This window comes from Blochmannia endosymbiont of Camponotus quercicola (assembly GCF_059935335.1).
Window position 1 is genome coordinate 361,898 of the sequence record NZ_CP011794.1, and the last position, 22,871, is coordinate 384,768.

The 22,871-nt window shown below is 28.3% G+C and carries 17 protein-coding genes and 1 tRNA gene; 6 read left to right on the top strand and 12 right to left on the bottom strand.

Annotated features, from left to right (window positions below):
* Positions 1-529 precede the first annotated feature (529 nt).
* From apt to adk, 3 genes are all read left to right on the top strand, one after another.
* The gene (gene apt, locus CBquer539_RS01545) at positions 530-1,084 is read left to right on the top strand and encodes an adenine phosphoribosyltransferase (protein ID WP_500836703.1); all 555 of its coding nucleotides are present in this window, start codon (positions 530-532) and stop codon (positions 1,082-1,084) included.
* 69 nt (positions 1,085-1,153) lie between these two features.
* Positions 1,154-3,235, top strand: a complete 2,082-nt coding sequence (gene dnaX / locus CBquer539_RS01550) for a DNA polymerase III subunit gamma/tau (protein ID WP_500836704.1) — start codon at positions 1,154-1,156, stop codon at positions 3,233-3,235.
* A 621-nt stretch (positions 3,236-3,856) separates the two neighbouring features.
* On the top strand, positions 3,857-4,516 hold the full coding sequence (gene adk, locus CBquer539_RS01555; RefSeq protein ID WP_500836740.1) for an adenylate kinase: 660 nt from the start codon (positions 3,857-3,859) through the stop codon (positions 4,514-4,516).
* A gap of 608 nt (positions 4,517-5,124) precedes the next feature.
* Here the strand turns inward: adk and CBquer539_RS01560 are convergent.
* Complete coding sequence (locus CBquer539_RS01560) at positions 5,125-5,877, bottom strand: UDP-2,3-diacylglucosamine diphosphatase (RefSeq protein WP_500836705.1); 753 nt, start codon at positions 5,875-5,877, stop codon at positions 5,125-5,127.
* A gap of 407 nt (positions 5,878-6,284) precedes the next feature.
* Here CBquer539_RS01560 and cysS point away from each other — a divergent pair, with 407 nt between their 5' ends.
* On the top strand, positions 6,285-7,700 hold the full coding sequence (cysS, locus tag CBquer539_RS01565) for a cysteine--tRNA ligase (RefSeq protein ID WP_500836706.1): 1,416 nt from the start codon (positions 6,285-6,287) through the stop codon (positions 7,698-7,700).
* A gap of 21 nt (positions 7,701-7,721) precedes the next feature.
* Here cysS and folD read toward each other — a convergent pair whose 3' ends face one another.
* The gene (folD, locus tag CBquer539_RS01570; RefSeq protein ID WP_500836707.1) at positions 7,722-8,582 is read right to left on the bottom strand and encodes a bifunctional methylenetetrahydrofolate dehydrogenase/methenyltetrahydrofolate cyclohydrolase FolD; all 861 of its coding nucleotides are present in this window, start codon (positions 8,580-8,582) and stop codon (positions 7,722-7,724) included.
* A 182-nt stretch (positions 8,583-8,764) separates the two neighbouring features.
* Here folD and CBquer539_RS01575 point away from each other — a divergent pair.
* Positions 8,765-8,838, top strand: a tRNA-Arg gene (locus CBquer539_RS01575).
* Positions 8,839-9,027: 189 nt separating this feature from the next.
* Positions 9,028-9,969 (top strand): DMT family transporter, encoded by a 942-nt coding sequence (locus CBquer539_RS01580; RefSeq protein WP_500836708.1) that lies wholly within the window; start codon positions 9,028-9,030, stop codon positions 9,967-9,969.
* A 306-nt stretch (positions 9,970-10,275) separates the two neighbouring features.
* Here the strand turns inward: CBquer539_RS01580 and rodA are convergent, their stop codons facing one another.
* From rodA to CBquer539_RS01630, 10 genes are all read right to left on the bottom strand, one after another.
* On the bottom strand, positions 10,276-11,388 hold the full coding sequence (rodA, locus tag CBquer539_RS01585; RefSeq protein WP_500836709.1) for a rod shape-determining protein RodA: 1,113 nt from the start codon (positions 11,386-11,388) through the stop codon (positions 10,276-10,278).
* A gap of 63 nt (positions 11,389-11,451) precedes the next feature.
* Positions 11,452-13,302, bottom strand: coding sequence for a peptidoglycan DD-transpeptidase MrdA (gene mrdA, locus CBquer539_RS01590; RefSeq protein ID WP_500836710.1), 1,851 nt, complete (start codon positions 13,300-13,302; stop codon positions 11,452-11,454).
* Between the two features lie 83 nt (positions 13,303-13,385).
* On the bottom strand, positions 13,386-13,703 hold the full coding sequence (rsfS, locus tag CBquer539_RS01595) for a ribosome silencing factor (protein WP_500836711.1): 318 nt from the start codon (positions 13,701-13,703) through the stop codon (positions 13,386-13,388).
* Positions 13,704-14,232: 529 nt separating this feature from the next.
* Complete coding sequence (gene holA, locus CBquer539_RS01600; protein ID WP_500836712.1) at positions 14,233-15,270, bottom strand: DNA polymerase III subunit delta; 1,038 nt, start codon at positions 15,268-15,270, stop codon at positions 14,233-14,235.
* Between the two features lie 73 nt (positions 15,271-15,343).
* Entirely contained in the window at positions 15,344-15,841 is a 498-nt protein-coding gene (gene lptE / locus CBquer539_RS01605; protein WP_500836713.1) for an LPS assembly lipoprotein LptE, read from the bottom strand.
* Positions 15,842-15,904: 63 nt separating this feature from the next.
* Positions 15,905-18,517: a leucine--tRNA ligase gene (leuS, locus tag CBquer539_RS01610; RefSeq protein ID WP_500836714.1), complete on the bottom strand. Its 2,613-nt coding sequence runs from the start codon at positions 18,515-18,517 to the stop codon at positions 15,905-15,907.
* Between the two features lie 281 nt (positions 18,518-18,798).
* The gene (lnt, locus tag CBquer539_RS01615) at positions 18,799-20,331 is read right to left on the bottom strand and encodes an apolipoprotein N-acyltransferase (RefSeq protein ID WP_500836715.1); all 1,533 of its coding nucleotides are present in this window, start codon (positions 20,329-20,331) and stop codon (positions 18,799-18,801) included.
* A complete protein-coding gene (corC, locus tag CBquer539_RS01620; protein WP_500836716.1) occupies positions 20,328-21,218 on the bottom strand; it encodes a CNNM family magnesium/cobalt transport protein CorC in 891 nt (296 codons plus the stop codon). The genes lnt and corC overlap by 4 nt, the downstream gene beginning before the upstream one ends.
* A 22-nt stretch (positions 21,219-21,240) precedes the next feature.
* A complete protein-coding gene (gene ybeY / locus CBquer539_RS01625; RefSeq protein ID WP_500836717.1) occupies positions 21,241-21,729 on the bottom strand; it encodes an rRNA maturation RNase YbeY in 489 nt (162 codons plus the stop codon).
* A gap of 49 nt (positions 21,730-21,778) precedes the next feature.
* Complete coding sequence (locus CBquer539_RS01630) at positions 21,779-22,819, bottom strand: PhoH family protein (protein ID WP_500836718.1); 1,041 nt, start codon at positions 22,817-22,819, stop codon at positions 21,779-21,781.
* Positions 22,820-22,871: the final 52 nt, after the last annotated feature.

A 22,871-nucleotide genomic window follows, 5' to 3' on the forward strand; every position in this document is an offset into this window, starting at 1 on the left:
TAATAAATTATTAAAATTAAAATATATCATACTGACTTTATTAGTATTCCGTACTATAATATAAAAAAGTTAAATATACTACGCTATCAACAATATTTAATAAATTAGATATATATTTTTAATTGTATTCGTAATATCATTGTCCTAAAATATTTAATTTAATAAGTCTATAATCACATATATAAACATTCATATTTATTTAAAATAAACACTTGAAATTTTCACTAAATATATATATATGTATCATATACGCCATATTTTTATTATACTATTAACAAATTAATATACTAATTTATAGTAATAAATTATTTTATTAGCACATAGCCATATATATATATATTGATTTTGATATTGAAAAATAATTTTTTAAAAATACGAATATTTATACAATACACTACATCTTTGCACAAGATACCGTATCATACATTTTACTACTAAATCAATCTTATAAAGTTTAGTGCAAAAGACAATTCTATATATTTATGTATATAGATCGAATTAAATCATTTGTTTATACTTTGGGAAAAATATGATAAATGTTATGGATCAACAACTAGAATTGATCAAGAAAAATATTAAATTTGTACCCAATTATCCAAAAAAAGGCATTTTGTTTCGTGATATTACCGGATTATTAAAAAATCCTCAAGCATATTCAGCAAGTATTACTCTTTTAGCTCATTATTACAGAAATCATACATTAACTAAAATAGTGGGAATAGAAGCTAGGGGATTCTTATTTAGCGCTCCACTAGCATTAATATTAAAATTAGGTTTTATTCCGGCTCGTAAATCAGGAAGATTACCGCGTGATACTATTAGCGAGCCATATATTTTAGAATATGATAGTGGATTTCTAGAAATACACACCGATGCTATTACTCCAGGTGATAATGTTTTAATTATAGATGATTTACTTGCAACAGGTGGAACAATTGCGGCAGTGGTAAAATTAATTAGACGATTAGGAGGAGAAGTAAATCATGCTGGATTTATAATAGATTTGAAAAATTTAGGCGGTAAATCATTATTAAACACTGTAGGAATAAATTCCTACAGTTTAGTAACGTTTTCTGATTATTAAGAATATATTTACGAAATCAATAAAAATTCATTCTTTTATTTGTAAAAATTACTATACGAGTTGTATCTTATGAGTTATCGAGTACTTGCCCGTAAATGGCGTCCAAAAAAATTTTCTGATATTATAGGACAAGAACATATCCTCCAAGCAATTAAGCATAGTTTTGAATTAAATAAAATTCACCATGCTTATATATTAGCTGGTACGAGAGGAGTAGGAAAAACTACTATTGCTCGATTATTTGCAAAAGGATTAAACTGTGATCAAGGCGCAACATATACTATGTGTGGGCAGTGTAGTAGTTGCCAAGATATCGAATCAGGTTGTTTTATTGATCTTATTGAAATAGACGCGGCATCACGTACTAAAGTAGAAGATACTAGGGAATTTCTAGATAATGTACAATATATGCCATCTCGAGGTCGCTTCAAAGTATACCTTATAGATGAAGTGCATATGTTATCGCGCCATAGTTTCAATGCTTTATTGAAGACATTAGAGGAACCACCCGCACATGTAAAATTCATTTTAATTACTACTGAATATCAAAAATTACCGGAAACTATATTATCCCGATGTTTACAGTTTTACTTGAAACCTTTAGATGTTTCTCAAATTATAACTCAACTAACATATATCTTTAATAAGGAAAATATAAAAATAGAACTTTCCGCTGTAGAATCATTAGCTTATGCATCAAAAGGAAGTATGCGCGATGCGCTTAGTTTAACAGAACAAGCCATTGTTCTAGGAAATAATGAAATAACTAATAAAGTTATTAATAATATGTTTGGCATATCAAATGTAGAGCATCCATTATGTTTAATTGAAAGTTTAATTGATGGAGATATACATAGTATTATGCATCAAATTGAAAATTTGTCTATTTTGGGAATTAATTGGGATTACATTTTAACTGAAATTATTATTATTTTTCAGAAAATAGCTATAAGTCAATTTCTATCAAATTCTGTAAAACGAGAAGATAACAATTCAACACAACACATCAATCAACGTATACATAAGTTAAATCATCGTATTACTCCAGAAAATGTACAATTATATTATCAAATATTTCTGATAGGTCGTCGAGAATTACCTTACGTTCCTAATTATCGTATGGGCATAGAAATGACTATGTTAAGAGCGTTAGCTTTTTGTCCTGATACAGCAGATACAGATGCAACAAATAAAAAAAATGGTAATGGTGGTAATATACTTTCAAAAGTTATGCAATCAGATAACAACTCTATGATTGATAGAAATAATAAACAACATATTATTACTGATTTTTCTCAATCAATACATCATGATCAAGATAGCAATGTCAATGTATTAAATACAAAAAAACCAAAAAATATAAGTAATATACTGCGCTTAAATTTAAAACAATCTGAATTATGTTCGGATAATAATACCAAATCAAAAATTTCAATATCTTCCTCCAATATTGAAGTTACAGATACTACTTCTAAAATATTAGAAGCTCGCTCAAAATTATTACAATATAAACAATATAACAAATTAAACACAACAGAAAAAAGATCAAATTTAACTTTAGAATCTCAAAAAAAAATAAAAGGTATATTAGAGCGATTTTCCAATATTAATACAACAACGTTAAGAAATACTTCTAATCGTGTTGACAAAATTAGTCAAGATTTATCAAGATATGCAGAATCTAATAATAACAATAATGATATAGAAGACTGCCATAAAAACCAGAAAAACACTCCTAATTACATAAAAGAAATATTCCAAAAAGCAATGAGCGAAGACTCGTGGATATCACAAATATATCAATTATCATTACCAAAACTAGCCAAAAAATTAGTTATGAATGCGTGGAAAGAAAAAATTTCTTCAGATGCAATATGCCTACATGTTCGATCTAAATACCAACATTTAAATTCCACAGTACTACGCAATACAATACAAGAATCACTCAGTAATGATATGGGTATACCAATAAAATTGCATATACAAAAAGATGATAATTATGAAATAAAAACACCAATGGAATATCTTCATATTTTATATAAAGAAAAAATATCATCAATAAAAGAAGAATTTTCAAATGATCCATATGTTAAAATGATAAAAATTTTTTTTGATGCTGAAATAGATGAAAATGATATTCAAGTGCTTTGATATTAAAATAAAAACCTATAAGAATTAGTAAATAAAATGCATTATCTTCAGTTATATCTCGATTGTATATAACAAACGTAAAATTAACATTTAATGATGATTTATTTAAATAAAATTTTGTAATTCTATCATCATTTAATTACTGTTGTACATATTAAAGTATTAAAAATATATGATATTCAATTTATTAAATCGATATAAATTTTATTTGATCATAAAACCACGAAAAAATATTCGATCAATGATCGCTGCTATATTAAACAAAAAATTCATTCAGAACACGTGTATAATTTTTTGATTTATCACATATTATTCATTTTACTTTAATTATTAATCATTATTTATTATAAAATAAAAATAGTAATTTGTTTGTATATGTATTGATTAATATAAAAAAATATCATAGAAATATTATTACTATAATATGAAGTAGTCAGTTAACAAACTATAATATGATATAATAATATAATGACAGTTTTTAAAAATAGATTAATATAAATTTTGAAACTTTATGATCATACATTTAGATAAATATAGCCACTTATGTCTGAATAAATAATATTTGATGTGTTATAACGTTGTCTATTAATGTTTATGTGATTTTATTAGGAATTAAATTTGATACGTATTGTACTTTTAGGGCCTCCTGGATCTGGAAAAGGAACACAAGCTCGTCTTATTACCAATAAGTATAACATCCCAAATATTTCTACAGGCATGATGTTACGTCAATCGTTAATTAAAAATTCGTGTGAATCCTATGAAGTTCATAAAAACGTAATAAATGTTATGCATACTGGTGATTTAGTAAATGATGAATTTATGGTGCAACTAATTAACACGCGTATTAATCAAAATGATTGCTGTAATGGATTTTTATTAGACGGATTTCCTAGAACAATTATACAAGTAAAATCTATGGAACAATATAAAATTTTTATAAATTATATTATAGAATTTGTTGTATCAGATTCTATAATTATTGATCGTATTATAGGTAGACGAATACATATGCGTTCTGGCAGAACGTATCATATTAAATTTAATCCACCTAAAAATTATGGATTAGATGATGTTACTGGAGAAATATTGACTATCCGAAAAGATGATCACGAAGAAGCTATACGTAAACGATTAAATAATTACTATAAACATACTGGACCAGTGTTAGATTATTATCAACGAGCATCGAAAAATAAAGAATTACAATATTTTTCAGTTGATGGAAATCGTGAAATTTTTGAAATCTATAAAGAATTAATCAATATTATTGGTTCATGAGGTATGCTAAAAAATTTTATTGCATAGGTATATAGTAGTAGACACGGTAGCAGCGACAAAATACCCCATAATAATCACCGGTATTAATTATAATTACCCATCATAAAACGTTAATTTTTTATATTGAGTTATTTGAGTATGTTAAAATTATTTACGGTACTTATTGCTTTGACGAACATAGTTAGTTTCATAAGAAGATATTATGCAACACAACAGTTGATATTGTCATTTAAATAAGTGTTTATATATACAGATATGTGGATGTTAATGTTAATTGAATAAACAATGTAAACCTTAAAATTATAAATTATAAAATAAACAAACCAATACTATAAGAAAAAATTTCAAAGTAATTATACTCAAATATTTTTAGTAATAAAAAATTATACCTTCATATATTAAACAATCATAATAAATAGGTTTAAATAAAAAACTTTCAATCTTATGTGTACATTAGAAATATTAAAAATAACGAGTCATGTGTTTTTAGCATCACTTGAAAAATTACTTAAAAATATTATCTCAAATAAAAAATATTTTATTTTTCTATTAAGAAAATCTATATGTGTTACATATAGATATATAAATGATTAAAGTAAAAGTATAATTTAATAATTAATTGTTTTATTTAGTGAAAATTCTGTAAATAATATATTGTTATTCTCTTCGTTCACTTCTATTATTGAATCGTACTTACTCCAACATCCTAACACCATTATGTTAAAAATATTTTTATTGGATCTGTAGATTTTATGGATTGCTGGTTGATGAGTATGTCCGTGAATCATAATATCTGCATGATTCTGAATCAATATATCTGTAGCTATTTTAAAGTTGATATCTAATTTTTTTTTTGACTTATATTTTTTGTGTTGTATGCAGTATGAACGTATCACTTTAAATATACGTGAACGTATAGATAATGGTAATGATAAAAATAATCGTTGTACTATAATATGATGCAAACATTTTCTAAATAATTGATAGGAAGTATCATTAACACACAGAATGTCTCCGTGTAAAATAATTATTTTTTTTCCTGATGCTAATTTTAGAACTTGCTTTGAAGATAATAACGTCATTCCGCAGGCATTAGCATACTTTTTTCCTAATAAAAAATCATGATTTCCATGAATAAAATAACATGAAATTTTTTTTTGATTTAGTGCTTTCAAAGCTTTAGCAATATCGATATGTAACGGATTATAGTCATCATCTCCTAACCAAGTTTCAAACAAGTCTCCTAAAATATAAAGAGCTTGAGCACGTATTGCACGATAATTTAAAAAATTTAAAAATCTATTAGTAATATCTGGAGATTGAGCACATAAATGAACATCTGAAACAAATAAAATAGACATACATATTTTAAATTTAAAATACTGGTTATTATTATATTTTTGATATTTTACACCGAAATCATCCAATTAAAATTTAGAAACTAAATAAAAATTCATTTAATAAAATTAGTTTTGGTAAAATAAAATACTTATATGAATAAACATAACTTTTTATATAAATTAAAAATTTATATATCAATCAGATAATACGATTATCTATAACTATTAAACTCGTTATGCGATAACCATTGCCATATACTTATTCTTAACATAACATATATTATATTTTTACATGAAGACGATGACTCCCAATGCTAAGTGATTAAGTTATATATAATATTGTTATGTGAGAATTCTACAAATCTATGAATACTTACATATCACATACGAGATATAACACATATTATAACATTATAGAATAAATTAAAATGCTTAAAATTTTTAACACTTTAACAAGAAAAAAAGAAAAATTTACATCTATTGTTGCTGGTAAAATTAAAATATATGTTTGTGGTGTTACTGTTTATGATTTATGCCATCTTGGTCATGCTAGGACATTTATAGCATTTGATAGCATTATTCGCTATTTACGTTATTGTGGATATGAAGTAGATTACGTTCGTAATATTACAGATATAGATGATAAAATTATAAAGAGAGCATATGAAAATAACGAAACTATCAAACAATTAACTAATCGTATGATTCATGAAATGCATCTAGATTTAGATGCATTAAATATATTACGTCCAAATTATGAACCAAAAGTAACTGAACATATTGATATAATTATCAAATTTATTTGTTTACTGATTGCTAAAAAACATGCATACATTGCTCCTAACGGAGATGTAATGTTTTCTGTGAAAACTATGCGCAATTACGGTATCTTATCTAATCCAAAAAATCTACCCGAAATACACAATATCTTAAAAATATCAAATATAAAAAAAAATCCCATGGATTTTGTGCTGTGGAAGAAAACATCTAATCTAGGTGAACCTTATTGGTCGTCTCCATGGGGCTCAGGACGTCCGGGATGGCATATTGAATGTTCTGCTATGAATTATTCTATTTTCGGTAACCAATTAGATATTCATGGTGGGGGGTCAGATTTAATTTTCCCTCATCATGACAACGAAATTGCTCAATCTGTTTGTGCTAATGATGCTCCTTATGCCAACATATGGATGCATCCTGGTATGTTGTTACTAAACTATGAAAAAATGTCAAAATCATTAAATAATTTTTTCACTATACGTGATATTTTAAAAAATTATGATCCCGAAACAATAAGATATTTTTTATTGTCTGCTCATTATCGCAGTCAACTAAAATATACCGATAATAATCTTAGAAGCGCACAAAATTCTTTGAAGCGACTTTATATCGCTTTGAGAGATACTAATCCTGCAACTAAACCTAATGGGGGGGAATACTTTATATCAAAATTTATCTCTAAAATGAATGACGATTTCAACACACCAGAAGCGTATTCAGTATTATTTGATGTAGCACATAGATTAAATGATTTAAAAATTAAACGTCATTCACTTACTCAAGGTATAGCTGCCACCTTAAGATATTTAGCAAATATTATTGGATTATTATATCAAAATCCGGAGATTTTTTTAAAAAAAATAGCATTGAAAAATGATAAAAATTGTCATGTTGAAAAAGTTCAAAAATTAATCCAACGTCGTGCAGTTGCACGTAAAAATAACCAATGGGAATTAGCTGATAGAATACGGACAAAACTAACCGTTATGGGAATAACATTAGAGGACGGTCCCACAGGAATAACAACATGGCATTGTAATAATATAAGTAATACAATAAAATAATTACGGTGGCACAAATGCAAATCATCTCACAAAATGGTGTGTCTCATAAGCTTGTAAAGTATTTTGAATAAGCGTAGCTACTGTCATTGGGCCTACTCCACCGGGAACAGGTGTAATATATGCAGCTCGTTCGTAAGCACTAGAAAAGTGAACATCGCCTACTATATTTCCGTTGTTTAAACGATTAATGCCGACGTCTATTACTATAGATCCTCGTTTTATCCAACTACCAGGAATAAAATTTGCTTGACCTATTGCCACGATTAATAAATCAGCATTTTCAATATAAATTTTTAAATTTTGAGTAAAACGGTGAGTAATAGATACAGTGCATCCTGCTAATAATAATTCCATCGTCATAGGACGACCCACAATGTTTGACGCTCCAACCACAACTGCATGTAGTATAAACATATCTATGTTATACCATTCCAACAGAGTTATAATACCTCGAGAGGTACAAGGGCGTAATACAGGAGATCTTTGACATAAACGTCCAACATTATACGGATGAAAACCATCTACATCTTTTTCAGGGGAAATACGCTCTAAAACATTTATGTTATTTAACTTATTTGGCAATGGTAACTGAATTAAAATGCCATCTATACGATTATCATTATTTAAGGTTTCAATTAATTGAAAAATCTCATTTTCAGTTGTTGTAATAGGTAAAGTATAGAGAAATGAAATAAAACCAACTTGTTCACATGCTTTTTTCTTGTTAGTTACATATATATTAGAAATTGGATTATGCCCTATTAGGATCATAGCTAATCCTGGCGCACGTTTTCCAGAATTCATATTTTTACGCACTTGTTTAGCTACTTCTTTTTTTATTTCTTCAGAAACATATTTACCATCAATTACTTTAGCGATCATTTTAAAATGCATCCAACAAGTTATGTATAAACACAATGATGTTATTTATTAATATATATTACTATTAGTTCTAAAATTGTATATTTCTTTTAAATATCTACTTTCTTAAAAAGAAAATATTTGATTTAATTGGATATCTCGAAAAAAGAGCTTTATTATTTGGTAAATATATATAAGTAACAGCGCCCTTAACTCAATTGGATAGAGTAACAGCCTTCTAAGCTGTAAGTTATAGGTTCGAATCCTATAGGGCGCATTATCGTAGATAAATGCTACAATTATATTAATTAAATCAACAGGAATAAACAAGGTCTTATTAAAGACATCATATAACATTGTTTAATTAAAATGTGTATACTAATAAGACGTACTTTTGATTTAATAAAAAATAGACTTCTACTAAATAATAGTATCGAGCATATTTTATTAGTATAGTAAAAATGTCATGATATTGGGAATTACTTTTGCTGTAATTTCGGGATTGTTGTGGGGATTAATCTTTATTGGTCCTTTGTTAATACCAGAATATCCTAGTGTATTACAAGCATCTGGTCGTTATATTGCGTTTGGATTAATTTCGTTACCGCTATCATGGTATGATAGAGCACGTTTGCGTAAATTGTTATTGAAAGATTGGTTAGAAGCAATAAAATTAGTTTTAGCAGGACATTTAGTATATTATACATGTTTAACAAGTGCCATTCAACGAATTGGAGCGCCAATTTCAACAGCTATTATCGGCACATTGCCTTTGATGTTAACTATAACGACACATATTATTTCTCGTAATGAACAAAAATTACCAAACCATATTTTGCTTATATCATTATGTCTGATGGGGACAGGTGTACTATGTGTAAATATCTCCGAATTAAAATCTGAATTTTCCATATGCAGTATATGGCAATACGTAAGCGGAATAATTTTAGCAATTATTTCTGTTTTATGTTGGGCGTGGTATGCATTAAGGAATGCATACTGGTTAAAAACACATCCACATAATAAACCTATGACTTGGGCTAATGCACAAGGAGTAGTTACATTGCCATTGTCATGTCTCGTTTATGTTTTTTCATGTACTTACTGCTCAGATCTTATGCAAGACGAATTCGTATTACCCTTTGGGCCCAGACCGATTTTTTTTATTTTATTAATGGTGTTAATTGGATTTTGTTGCTCTTGGTTAGGAACATTTTGTTGGAATGAAGCTAGTCAAAGATTACCAACAACATTAATAGGCCCATTGATTGTGGTAGAAACTGTAGCAGGTTTAATATATTCGTTTATACATCGACAATTGTGGCCGTCTCCTTTAATTTTAGTTGGAATGTTTTTATTGATTTCTGGGGTTACATGTATCATGCAAATTCGTAGAAACACACACTAAAATAATTTTTTTATACATTAAAAATTATTGATCTTGAAATAAATAATTAAAAAATATATTCTTTTACGATTGTATATTTATTGTATTTTATAGAAAACAAAGCCGATGTTTATCAAAACAAATTGTTTATCAATAATAAAATTTATATCTATTGTTTTCGTAATATAAAAACAATTGCGTATATATCGTGAATAACAATATCATAAAGTTTTTTGTTATTTTGTTATGTTTACTTGTATGTTATTAATGTATAAGTTATTATTGAAAATAATACATTAATTGTTTATTCTGCAACATTTTATTAACTTACAAAATTTTAGAAATCATTTTTTTGTGTCCATTCATTGACATAACAATACCAAATCCTGCCATTAATACTAATAAAGACGAGCCACCATAACTTATTAACGGCAATGGAATACCTACTACCGGTAACAAACCACTGACCATACCAATATTTACAAAAATATACATGAATAATACTAACATAAAACTACCAATGATTAAACGCCCAAACATATGTGGTGTATTAACAGCAATAAGTAGTCCACGCAATATAATCCCTAAATACAACAACAATAATACTAATATTCCAAAAAACCCTAGTTCTTCTCCTATCACTGAAAAAATAAAATCAGTATGACATTCTGGTAAAAATTCTAATTGTGACTGTGTCCCGTGTAGCCATCCTTTTCCAGTTAAACCACCTGAACCGATAGCAATTTTTGATTGAATGATATGATATCCAGCACCTAGTGGATCAATTTCTGGGTGTAATAACGTTGTTATTCTAGATCTTTGGTACTCGTGCATACAAAAAAACCAAAATACAGGAATAAATGAAGCCATTAATAATAGCGTAAACGTAATTAATTTCCAGCTAATTCCAGATAAGAATAATACAAAAAATCCAGAACTAACTGTTAGAATCGCTGTACCTAAATCTGGTTGATTTAACATGAGTATAGTAGGAGTTATAGTTAATAATAGCGCTATACCAACATTTTTTAAGGATGGTGGATGTTGTCCTCTATCAATATAATATGTTACCATAAGCAAGACAGAGATTTTAACTATCTCTGATGGTTGGAATCGTATTATACCAAAATCTAACCAACGTTGAGCTCCTTTACTAATTTGCCCAATCATGTTGACTGACACTAACAATGTAAGACATAAAAAATATATGTAAGGCGTCCAGACTTCATAAACTCTAGGTGGGATCTGTGCTAAAAAAAACATAATAAATAATCCTACCATAATTTGAAATATTTTTAGTCGCATTATTTCAAAATTTTGACCGCACGCACTCCACATTATGAAAGTTCCATATAATAATAAAAAAATGATAAGCAAAAATAATGTTAAATCAATATGGTATTTATTACATAATGATTTTTTTTTAATAATTTGATCCATGAATACATCACTCTAACTAGTTAGAGAATAAAATAAGTAAAAATAATCCAATTAAGTATTTATCTATTTCAATAAAATATAATCAAATATTTTTCTTGTGATTGTTCCTATTGATATTCCAATTCCGGCGTTTTCTAAAATTATTACTACAGCTACCGTAGGATTTTCATACGGAGCGAAGGCAGTCATCAATTTGTGATCCCTAAGATATTCAGAAATTTTAGTTGGATCATAGTTTTGATTGTGTTTTAAATTAAATAATTGCGCGGTACCAGACTTTGCCGCTGCCTTATATGAAGCTCCAGAAAAACTGCTACTTACTGTGCCATTTGGATGATTAGCTGCTCCGAACATCCCATCTTTAGCAATTTTCCATACATTTGATTTCGGATCTCCTACTTGATTATATTCTGTTTGATGATATGGAATATAATCTTTTTCTAATAAAATACTATCAAGTAAATGTGGAATACGCACGTTGCCGTCATTAATTAAAGTAATTAAAGCTTTAGACATTTGTATCGGAGTAGCAGCCCAGTATCCTTGTCCGATTCCTACGGGTATTGTATCTCCTTGGTACCATGGTTTATTAAACCGTTGTATTTTCCATGCTTTAGTTGGCATGATCCCAGTTAATTCTTCGAACAGATCAATACCCGTATATTTGCCATATCCAAATTTGTTCATCCATTCTGACAAGTTATCTATTCCCATCTTATGGGCTATTTGATAAAAAAAAGTGTCAGAAGATTCTTCAAGAGCTTTTGTGATATTTAGTTCTCCGTGTCCCCATCGTTTCCAATCACGAAAACGTTTTTCTGAACCAGGTAATTGCCACCATCCAGGATCAGAAAATAAAAAATTTTGATGAATTACGCCTAATATTAAAGCAGATACAGAAATATAAGGTTTTACTGTAGATGCAGGAGGGTATATCCCTTGGGTAGCACGGTTAAGCAGAGGGTGATTATTGTCTTTTAATAAAATACTATATTCTGTCTTAGAAATACCATCGACAAATAGGTTGGGATTATAACTAGGATGTGAAACTAAAGCTTGAATGCCACCATTTCGTGGATCAATAACTATTACCGAAGACCGATTTCCTACCAATAATTTTATAATGTATTGTTGTAAATTTAAATCTAATGTCAAAACAATATTTTTTCCCGGTATTGGAGGTTTTTTATATAATTCTCTAATAATTTTTCCACGATTATTTATTTCTACAGCTCCGTAACCTGGGGTACCATGTAAAATATTTTCGTAATACCGTTCAATCCCTAATTTTCCTATGTTAGGAGCTGCAATATACTTACCCAAAATACCTTCTTTATTTAATCGTTTTATATCTTCTTCATTAATTTTGGAAACATATCCAATAACATGAGTTAAATCGGATCCATAAGGATAATAACGACGCTGATAACCTCTAATTGTTACTCCGGAAAACTTAAATTTATTAACAGCAAACCGAGCTTGTTGTTCTTCTGTCAAATCAATTTTGATAGGTAATGAAACGCACTGAGAAGAACGTTTTCGAGCTTTTTCAAAATGTGCTATATCATAATCGCTTAAATTTAATAATAATTTCAATTCATGAATCGTTTGGTTTAAATTAATTGTATCTTCTGGTATTATTTCTAATTGATAAACAGTCCGATTTAATGCTAAAGCTATTCTGTTGCGATCATAAATAATCCCTCTTTTAGGTGGGATAGGAATAATCTTAATACGATTTTCGTTGGCACGAGTAGTATACACATTAAAATTAATTATCTGTATCTGGTATAAGTGAGTAAACAAAATACTAATGACTAACATAATGAAAACGCATGCGATCGTTATACGACGTGTAAACAACGACGACTCAGCTGAATAATCATGCAAAATTTGATAGTCATTTAACTTCATGTAATTAAAACTTACTTATATCTGATATGAATAATCGATATAAATAATTATGCACTTATTTAATAAATGAACTGTTATTTCCATCAGCTCCAAAGTTTTTCTAATTCATACAATTTACGCATTTCTTTTTGCATTACATGTATAACCAAATCGCCTAAGTCTATTAACACCCATTCACCAATACTCATACCTTCTATACCATACGGTTTTAACCCCACATTACGGGATTGATATAATATATCCTGAGATATAGAAACTACATGACGATTAGACATACCAGTACAAATAATCATAATATCTGTAATGTGAGTTTTATTATGCACATCAAAACACATAATATTCTGTCCCTGTACGTTATTGATAACATTAATTATAAATTCTTTCAGAGTATTGGATCGCACAATTTAATACCCAGGTATATATACTACATATAACTTTTTTATTATATTTACACAATTAATGTATGGTATTTGACTAAATAACACAATGATTATCTTATTAATTTTTTAAATTTTTAAAATAAACAAGATCTATTATATAGATATTGTTAATATCTAATAAAAAATAACTGTTCGATCTATGTTTGTTATAGATATTCCAAATAAAATAAACATAAATTACTAATTTGTTGTTGTGTTTTTTTATTTTCATAAACTTAAATGGACATGATAACAATTTAAATAAAGCAATCATCAAGACATATACACCTATAACTATATTTTAATGTTAAAAAATAAAAAATTACTTATATACATATTAGTGTAATAACATAAATCTATTACAATATTTACTGTAAATCATTGTAATAAAGAACTTACGCGTGTATCTTATGTATAAGTGATTGGCACCTAATATAATAATTATCAGACTTATTCTAGCAAGTAAAATTTACATACTAAACATAGAAACATATGGCAACGACGTATTAAATTAAAAACCATTATCAAGCACGTTTTTTTTATCGTAGCATAATATAAGCGATAATAATTCAAAATTTGATCGAGATAAAAGCACATAATCTTTTTTATATGCTAATTCTATTTCTGATAATAATCCTACTGCTTGGTGTAATTGATATAAACTTAGTCGTTTTATCGCTCTAGCCAGTAACATGAAATGATATTTTTTATATATTTTATATTGTTTTAGTAAATTAAATAATGATTTTCCTTGCATCATATTATATTTGAGATTAGTTAGTATCAATACTTCAGATTTGATGTTGCGTAATAATACTTCTAAATCAACACCCGTATATTCTAATTTTTGCAAAATACGATCAGCACGTTGTTTGTTTCCTATCAAAATTGCTTCTATCCAATGATTTATATTAAAACATGCTGAATCAGTTACTATTTTTTTGACACGTATGAAATTTAAATTTCCGTCAGGATAGATTAAAGAGAGATTATGTAATGTTTGATGTAATAATGTTAAATTACCTTCGTAATAATAGCATAATAGTTGACTAGCTAAATTTTCTATGACAAGTTTCATATGTTTAGCTTGATTTTCTATCCATACCATTAAGCGTGTATGTGTAGGAGTGCTACAATCAATGAATGTTCCTATTTTGTTAGAACATTGTAACCAAATATTATTTTTATTAATTTGATTTGATTCATGAATGTATAAAATTAATACTAAATCGTCATAAAGCAATGAGAATAGTAAAGGCACGTTTTTGTTAAAATAAGCGATAGGATAATTTCGAGGAAAATTTAATATCAATATTTTTCGTTTTGTAAATAAACTCGACATTTTAAATAAATTAAATATGTCCTTCCAATCAGAATATATATTCAACTCTATATTAACAAATTCATTAAAATTTAGTATTCTAGCTGTATTTATAATATTTAGACAACTATCTTGCAAAAAATAAGAATCATTTCCTAATAATAAATAAACAAATTTCAGTTCTTTCTTTAATTCTGTAAATAATTGTTCTGGGTATATCCAAATCATGATATATTGTAATGATGAATTAAGAGGTTTATATTTAAATTAATGTAAAAAATAATTTTATAACATATCTTAGTTAAAAATCTTCATATATTAGAAATAATTGGCATATTAATTGTTGAGCTGCGTCTCGATACATTTCGTTGCGTATATTCTTTTCTTGTGTATCATTAAATAAAGCATTTTCAGGATTTCTTATAAAAGATCGACATACCCGAACATTGATGGGACAACAATTTTTGTTTGGCACGAATAAATTAGTTTTTATGTACAATATTAATTGATATCCAGCTTCTTTTCCGTTCTGAAATACGGATGTGGTTATGTGTTTTTCCGAAGTATTGACGATTTTTAACAGAGGAATTTGTATTTCTTGTTTACATAATAAATTATCACTTAAATCGTTAGAAATATTAATATGATTTGCATATAATTCAGTCATTATAGATCGAGTTATTGGTCCAAACGGGTCATCACTACATAATATTATAGATTTTATATTGTTAATTGTTTGCAATTTTTTTTCCGTTATATCTGTACATAATTGATAACCACAACTTGTAAAAATAATCATAGTTACAACACTTACCAACATTAAAAAAATATTTTTTTTTATATAAAAAATAATATCCAACATTTATTTTACGATGATATTGATTACTTTATTTGGAATATAAATTATATTGCTTATTTTTTTTCCAATCAGGTATTTATTTAAAGTCCTCTCTTTTTCTAACAGTTGATAAACCACATTTTTATCACTATTTAATGGCACAAAAATTTTATGTCGCATCTTTCCGTTAATTTGAACTAAAACAAGCGTTGTTTCATTTTGTATCGCCTGCCTATCTACAGTAGGCCACGTTACATTATCAATATCTTCTGAGCCTCCTAAAGCTTTCCATAAAATAAAACTAATATGTGGAGTAAATGGATATAACAATCGCACTACCACTAACAAAGCCTCTTGTAACACTGCTCTATCTTGCATACTTTTTTTAGGAGCGTTGTGTAATTTATTTACTAATTTCATAATAGCGGCTAAAGCAGTGTTGAATGATTGCCTACGATCAATATCATCAGTAACTTTTTCTATGGTTTTATGTATATTATATCGAATAAGTTTTTGAGTACGATCAAGCATTAAAATACATAATGCATCTACGGGTCCATCTTGGGTGTGTCGATATATTAAGTTCCAAATCCGTCTGAGAAAACGCTTGGCGCCTTCTAGGCCAGATTCTTTCCATTCTAATGTCGCTTCGATTGGAGCAGCAAACATTATGAAAAAACGCACTGCGTCTGCACCATATTTTTTAATAATTATATTGGGATCTATTCCATTATTTTTTGATTTTGACATTTTACACATTCCGGCATAAATTAAATCGTGTCCGTTTTTATCAATAGCTTTTATAATATTCCCTATTTTATCACGTTTTACTTTAACATCAGTTGGATCTATCCATATACGTTGGTTATTAGGAGATAAATAATAAAAAGAATCTGCTAATACCATACCCTGGCATAATAAACGTATTGCAGGTTCATCGGAAAGCACTAGTCCTTCATCGCGCATTAATTTGTGATAAAAACGAAAATATAATAAATGCATGGTGGCATGTTCAATGCCACCTATGTATTGATCAATTGGTAACCAATAATTAGCAGCATGCGTATTTAACATAGCTTCATTATAATGAGGACAAGTATAACGAGCATAATACCAAGAAGATTCCATAAAAGTATCAAAAGTGTCGGTATCACGAATAGCTGTTTGCCCCTTATAAGTAGTTTGAATCCAGTGAGAATACATTTTTAAAGAACTATCGCTATATTCATCGCTATTTCTCTGTGTAGTTAATATATTTTTTGGAAGAATTACTGGTAATTGATCTAAAAGTACTGGCTTGATCGCACCATTTTTTAATGTTACCATGGGAACCGGGACTCCCCAATAACGTTGACGAGAAACACACCAATCTTTTAGGCGATAATTTATTTTATATTGAGCTATACCGCGTGTAATTAACGCTTTAGCGATAGTACTAGATGCCATTTGAGAATTTAATCCATCAAATTCACCAGAATTAAATAATATTCCGCCAGAAGTCATTGCTTTCATCATAATACTTGGTGTAATTTCGTCTAGATTTTTTATAACAGGTTTTATTGGCAAATTATATTTATTAGCAAATTCCCAATCTTGTTGATTATGAGCTGGGACGGATATAGCCGCCCCTATTCCATCAGATTCCATAGGTATTACAGAATTAGAGACCCAAATTGGCAATTTACTATTAGTGATCGGATGTATAGCATAAATATTGGTAGGTATTCCCTCGTTTTTAATATAAAAAACGTTGTTTTTGTTTAATTTAGTATCATATTTATCGTATTTTTCAATAAAATGAGCTAAATTTACATCAATTTCTGCTACTTGTAATGCTATTGGATGATCTATCGATACTACTAAATAAGTAATGCCCATAAAAATATCTAATCGTGTCACATATATCATCAATGTATCATTAGAATTTTCAATATCGAAAGTAACATTAACACCTTCTGAACGCCCAATCCAATTTCGTTGCATGATTTTTACTTGTTTAGGCCAATATTTTAATTGATCTAACCCATATAACAATTGATCTGCATAATTAGTAATTTTTAGAAACCATTGTGGAATTTTTTTATGTTTTACACGAGTATGACAACGCCAACAGCAATCATTAATAACCTGTTCATTAGCTAAAACTGTTGTATGATATGGACACCAGTTTACTGATGCTGTTTTTTTATATACCAAACCTTTTTTATATAATACCGTAAAAAACCACTGTTCCCATCGATAATATTGTGACTTACAAGTTATCAGTTCTCTACTCCAGTCATAAGCAAAACCTAATGATTGTAATTGGTTTTTCATATAACTAATATTAGAGAACGTCCAGATTCCTGGATCTGTATTATTTGTAACTGCAGCATGTTCTGCAGGCAATCCAAAAGCGTCCCATCCTATAGGTTGTAGTACATTTTTTCCGAGCATACGTTGATATCGGGAGATCACGTCTCCAATTGTGTAATTACGCACATGTCCCATATGTAAATTTCCAGATGGATATGGAATCATAGATAAGCAATAATATTTTTCTTTATTATTATCTTCTATTACTGAAAACGTTTTATTTTTATCCCAATATTTTTGAATAATGTTTTCAATTTCGCTTGGAGAATATAATTTACGCATAAAAACTCAACGGGTTAAATGAAAATTATCAATTAGTAATTAAAAATTTTAGTTCATTACAAATATCAATACTGCTAAAACGAAATTATTTTTATTAAAATAAAATAGGCATTATAATAATAATTATACATAATTCATAATACTTAATTATTTTTTTTGTATACTTTATAGGGAACGTTTGTTTATCACTTAATAAAATGAGTACGACATGTAACTTTGAAACTCCCATGTAATTAGAAGCGATAAGTACTTTGAAGATTTGATAACAGTTTTTGTTAAAATTACGTATAATTTTTACATTTAAAAATTAGAACAACATATATAGCAATACCCCAAAATAACCAGGATCCAAATTTCGCATATGGCGTCAAACCTGTAGTTGGAATAACTTCATCGCTCAGCACTGCAGAGATAAATTGAGTTAATTGTGCTTGTAGAGAACCATCTGCATTAATAATTGCAGTAATTCCATTATTCGTGCTACATAATAAAGGCCTTCCTAATTCTAAAGCACGCATACGAGCCATTTGAAAATACTGCCATGGTCCAATAGAATGACCAAACCATGCATTATTTGCGACAGTTAATAAAAAATCAGTATCAGGTTTAAAATTATCACGTATTTGTTTACCAAGAATTATTTCATAACAAACAGCGGTAGTCATTTTTATACATGACGCAGTTAATTGTGGTTGCAAATAACAGCCTTTTTGCATGAAAGGCACAGGTACGTTAAAAAAATTCAACAGCGGTTTAAAAATTCCTTGAAATAGAAACCTTTCAGAACATAACACTAAATGATGTTTATCATACCTATTGTTATGTGGATATTTATAGGGTTTAGATTCTCCAATTACTATAACAGTATTATAGTAATGATAACAGTCTTTAACGTAACGTACTCCAATAATTCCAGTGATTAAATGTGTTTGGTATTGTCTGAATTTTTTATCTAATAATGTTAAAATCTCATTGTAATCTATTTCATTTCCTGGAATAGCCGATTCCGGCCAAATAACTATTTTTGTTTTTCCAAGTAAGGGTAAAGTATGGTCTATATATGTCTGCAGTATTTTTTCTACATAATTAGAGTTCCATTTTATATGTTGATCAATATTACCTTGCACTAAAGAAACATGAACAGCACGTTGTGGCTGCAAACGATACCATTGTATCCATGTTAAAGGCCATAAAAATAATAGCATTCCTAAAGATACAACAGTTGATGATAATTGTGCTTTTTTAATGGATAGGGCTAATAATCCACTGATTAAAATAAGAGTAAACGTAATACCTTCTACTCCAAAAATAGGGGCAATACCTTTTAGAGGACCATCAATTTGACTATACCCAAATTGTAACCATGGAAAACCGGTGAATATGTGTCCTCTAATATATTCAATAATTAACCATAATATTGGAGAAACACTTACCGCATACCATATACTTGTGTATGATTGAATTATTACCAATAACACAGAAAATAATACAGGATATAATATTAGGTATAATACTAAAAAAATGATTAGTAAAACATTGATACAACAATGCATTCTACTAAATTGGTCCATACTTACATAGATCCATTGCAGCCCGCTGCCAAAAAATCCAATACCCCAAAAAAATGTATACCATGCAGCTTGTTTCCACGTAGAATCTAAAATCGTTTTCAATAACACAGTTAAAGAAATAATACTAGCTGGCCAAAAATTATATGGAGAAAATCCCAAAATACCAAATGCTCCAAACAACAACACCATAAAAAACCATAAATATTGTTTATATTTATAATATGTGGTAACGACAGCAATCATGTCTGCAGGTTATTTTGTTTGGGTATATATAATGAGTTTTTGGGAATTTGTACAAGTAATTGTACAATACGATGACTATCTGTAAGTGTAACTTTAAATTTATAACCTAAAATATTAATAGATTCTCCATTTTCAGGCAAATGCCCAAAGGATTGCATAATAAAACCCCCAATAGTATCTATTTCTTCATTATAAAAACAAGTATTAAACATTTGATTAAAATCTATAACAGGGGTCAATGCATTAACAATAAAAGTGTATTGGTTTATTTGACAAATATTACAACTATCTTTATTATCATATTCATCTTCAATTTCACCAACAATCAATTCTAATATGTCTTCAATAGTAATCAGTCCAGACATTCCTCCAAATTCATCTATTACAATAGCCATATGACAACGTTGCAGACGAAATTCTTGCAGCATTCTATCTACGCCTTTGTGTTCTGGTACTACCATTGCTGGACGTAAAATTTTATCAATACTGCATAATTGAGATTTTTTTAATATAAATGGCAATAAATCTTTAGCAATTAAAACACCTTTAATTTTATCTTGACTGCCATGTAATACTGGGAATCTAGAATGAGCAGATTCTATAATAATATTGAGTTGTTCATCCCAAGACTGAGTATTTTTTAAAAAAATAATTTGCGCTCTAGGCACCATAATATCTTTAACTTTTTGTTCAACAATATCCATGACTCCTTCTAACATATCCCGAGTGTCTGAATCTATCAAAGAATTTTGTTCAAAATCACGTATTAAATTTAATAAATCATTGCGATTTTTAGGGCTACTATGAAAGAGATGATGTAATATGAAAGTAAAAAAACTCTTTTTACGAATAGAATTAACATTCTCCTCCAAATTATTGTTATTCATAATATTATTTATTATATCTATCTTATAAAGATTTGAATTGTCTATATGTAGTATAACAACACGTTCGATATCCGCATTGCTGCAGTATACTTATTTCTATTCGTTTCATTAACGTTGCATCCTCATCGAGGATATGATTATATCCTAACAAATGCAATGAACCATGAATCATCATATGTGCCCAATGTGATCTAGAAGGTACATTTCTTTGTTTAGATTCATATTCTATAACTTGGCGGCAAAGTACTATATCTCCAAGTAATGGTGATTTGATTCTTAATGGCGGTGTAAAAGGAAACGACAAAACATTAGTGGGATAATGTTTTCTTAAATAATACCAATTTAAATAACACATTTCTTTTACATCTACTATACGAACGGTTAATTCTATTTTTTTTTTATATATAGAAAATATACCATATACCCATGATTGAAACATTTTTCGATTGGGTAATCCATGCAAATTTTTACATGCTAATTGCAAATTAATAGTCACCTGATTATTTTTCATCAATTCATCCCTTTTATTATAATATTATTATCGCTGCTATTTATCTTATTTATAATTTTGATTTGTAACCATGTTGATATTGATCTTGATGTATATGTAAAATGCTTTTATCTTTATTCCATTCTTCGTAAGCATCTATTATGCGGCTGACTATTGCATGTCGTACTGAATCTTCTTTAGTAAAAAAATTAAAGCTAATATCTTTAATTATGGGTAATACTTTAATAGCATGTGTTAATCCAGATGACTGATTAGATGGTAAATCAATTTGAGTAATATCTCCAGTAACAATCACTGTAGAGTGAAAGCCAGTGCGTGTTAGAAACATTTTCATTTGAGTAATAGTCGTATTTTGCCCTTCATCAAGAATAATGACAGAGTCGTTCAATGTACGTCCGCGCATATAAGCTAATGGAGCCACTTCTATTACATTTTTTTGTATTAATTGTTCTACTCTTTCATGCCCAAGTATATTAAATAAAGCATCATACAATGGGCGTACATAGGGATCGGATTTTTGATGAAGATCTCCTGGTAAAAACCCCAATTTTTCTCCAGCTTCAATCGCAGGACGAGTTAAAATAATATGTTTATTTTTTTGACGCTCTAATAAATCTACTGCAGCAGCTATCGCCAGATATGTTTTTCCAGTTCCTGCAGGTCCTATTCCAAAAGTAATATCATGATTAAAAATATTAGAAATGTATTGTGCTTGATTTTCTGTGCGAGGTTTTATTATTCCATATTTTGTTTCAATTTGTATACGAGTATTATGCACTGATTTTGTGTATTTTGATTGATTTTTTAATATCTGGATGTGTTTAATAGTTAAATATACTTGCTCTGGATTAATATCATGAATCGTGCCGCATTCAGTCTCTGTATCTGAATACAGAGACACCAAAACATTAGCAGCGGTATCAATAGATAATGATGTTCCTACTAATCTAAAAAAATTATCGCGTCTATTAATGGTAATATTCAATTGAGACTCTAATTGTTTTAAATTATCATCAAAAGGTCCGCATAGACTGATCAAGCGTTTATTATTTACTGGTTGTAATCTAATTTCTTTAGTTTCTAAATTCAAACATTACCTCTAATTACTCGGAAAAAATAGTTTATAACACCATTGTATTTAA

What these genes read in the sequence shown, in the direction of transcription:
- cysS (WP_500836706.1), top strand. Translation starts at nt 6,285, where the DNA reads ATGCTTAAAATTTTTAACACTTTAACAAGAAAAAAAGAAAAATTTACA.
- rodA (WP_500836709.1), bottom strand. Translation starts at nt 11,388, where the DNA reads ATGGATCAAATTATTAAAAAAAAATCATTATGTAATAAATACCATATT.
- ybeY (WP_500836717.1), bottom strand. Translation starts at nt 21,729, where the DNA reads ATGAAAAATAATCAGGTGACTATTAATTTGCAATTAGCATGTAAAAAT.
- leuS (WP_500836714.1), bottom strand. Translation starts at nt 18,517, where the DNA reads ATGCGTAAATTATATTCTCCAAGCGAAATTGAAAACATTATTCAAAAA.
- folD (WP_500836707.1), bottom strand. Translation starts at nt 8,582, where the DNA reads ATGATCGCTAAAGTAATTGATGGTAAATATGTTTCTGAAGAAATAAAA.
- lptE (WP_500836713.1), bottom strand. Translation starts at nt 15,841, where the DNA reads ATGATTATTTTTACAAGTTGTGGTTATCAATTATGTACAGATATAACG.
- corC (WP_500836716.1), bottom strand. Translation starts at nt 21,218, where the DNA reads ATGAATAACAATAATTTGGAGGAGAATGTTAATTCTATTCGTAAAAAG.
- holA (WP_500836712.1), bottom strand. Translation starts at nt 15,270, where the DNA reads ATGATTTGGATATACCCAGAACAATTATTTACAGAATTAAAGAAAGAA.
- lnt (WP_500836715.1), bottom strand. Translation starts at nt 20,331, where the DNA reads ATGATTGCTGTCGTTACCACATATTATAAATATAAACAATATTTATGG.
- CBquer539_RS01580 (WP_500836708.1), top strand. Translation starts at nt 9,028, where the DNA reads ATGATATTGGGAATTACTTTTGCTGTAATTTCGGGATTGTTGTGGGGA.
- CBquer539_RS01560 (WP_500836705.1), bottom strand. Translation starts at nt 5,877, where the DNA reads ATGTCTATTTTATTTGTTTCAGATGTTCATTTATGTGCTCAATCTCCA.
- apt (WP_500836703.1), top strand. Translation starts at nt 530, where the DNA reads ATGATAAATGTTATGGATCAACAACTAGAATTGATCAAGAAAAATATT.
- mrdA (WP_500836710.1), bottom strand. Translation starts at nt 13,302, where the DNA reads ATGAAGTTAAATGACTATCAAATTTTGCATGATTATTCAGCTGAGTCG.
- dnaX (WP_500836704.1), top strand. Translation starts at nt 1,154, where the DNA reads ATGAGTTATCGAGTACTTGCCCGTAAATGGCGTCCAAAAAAATTTTCT.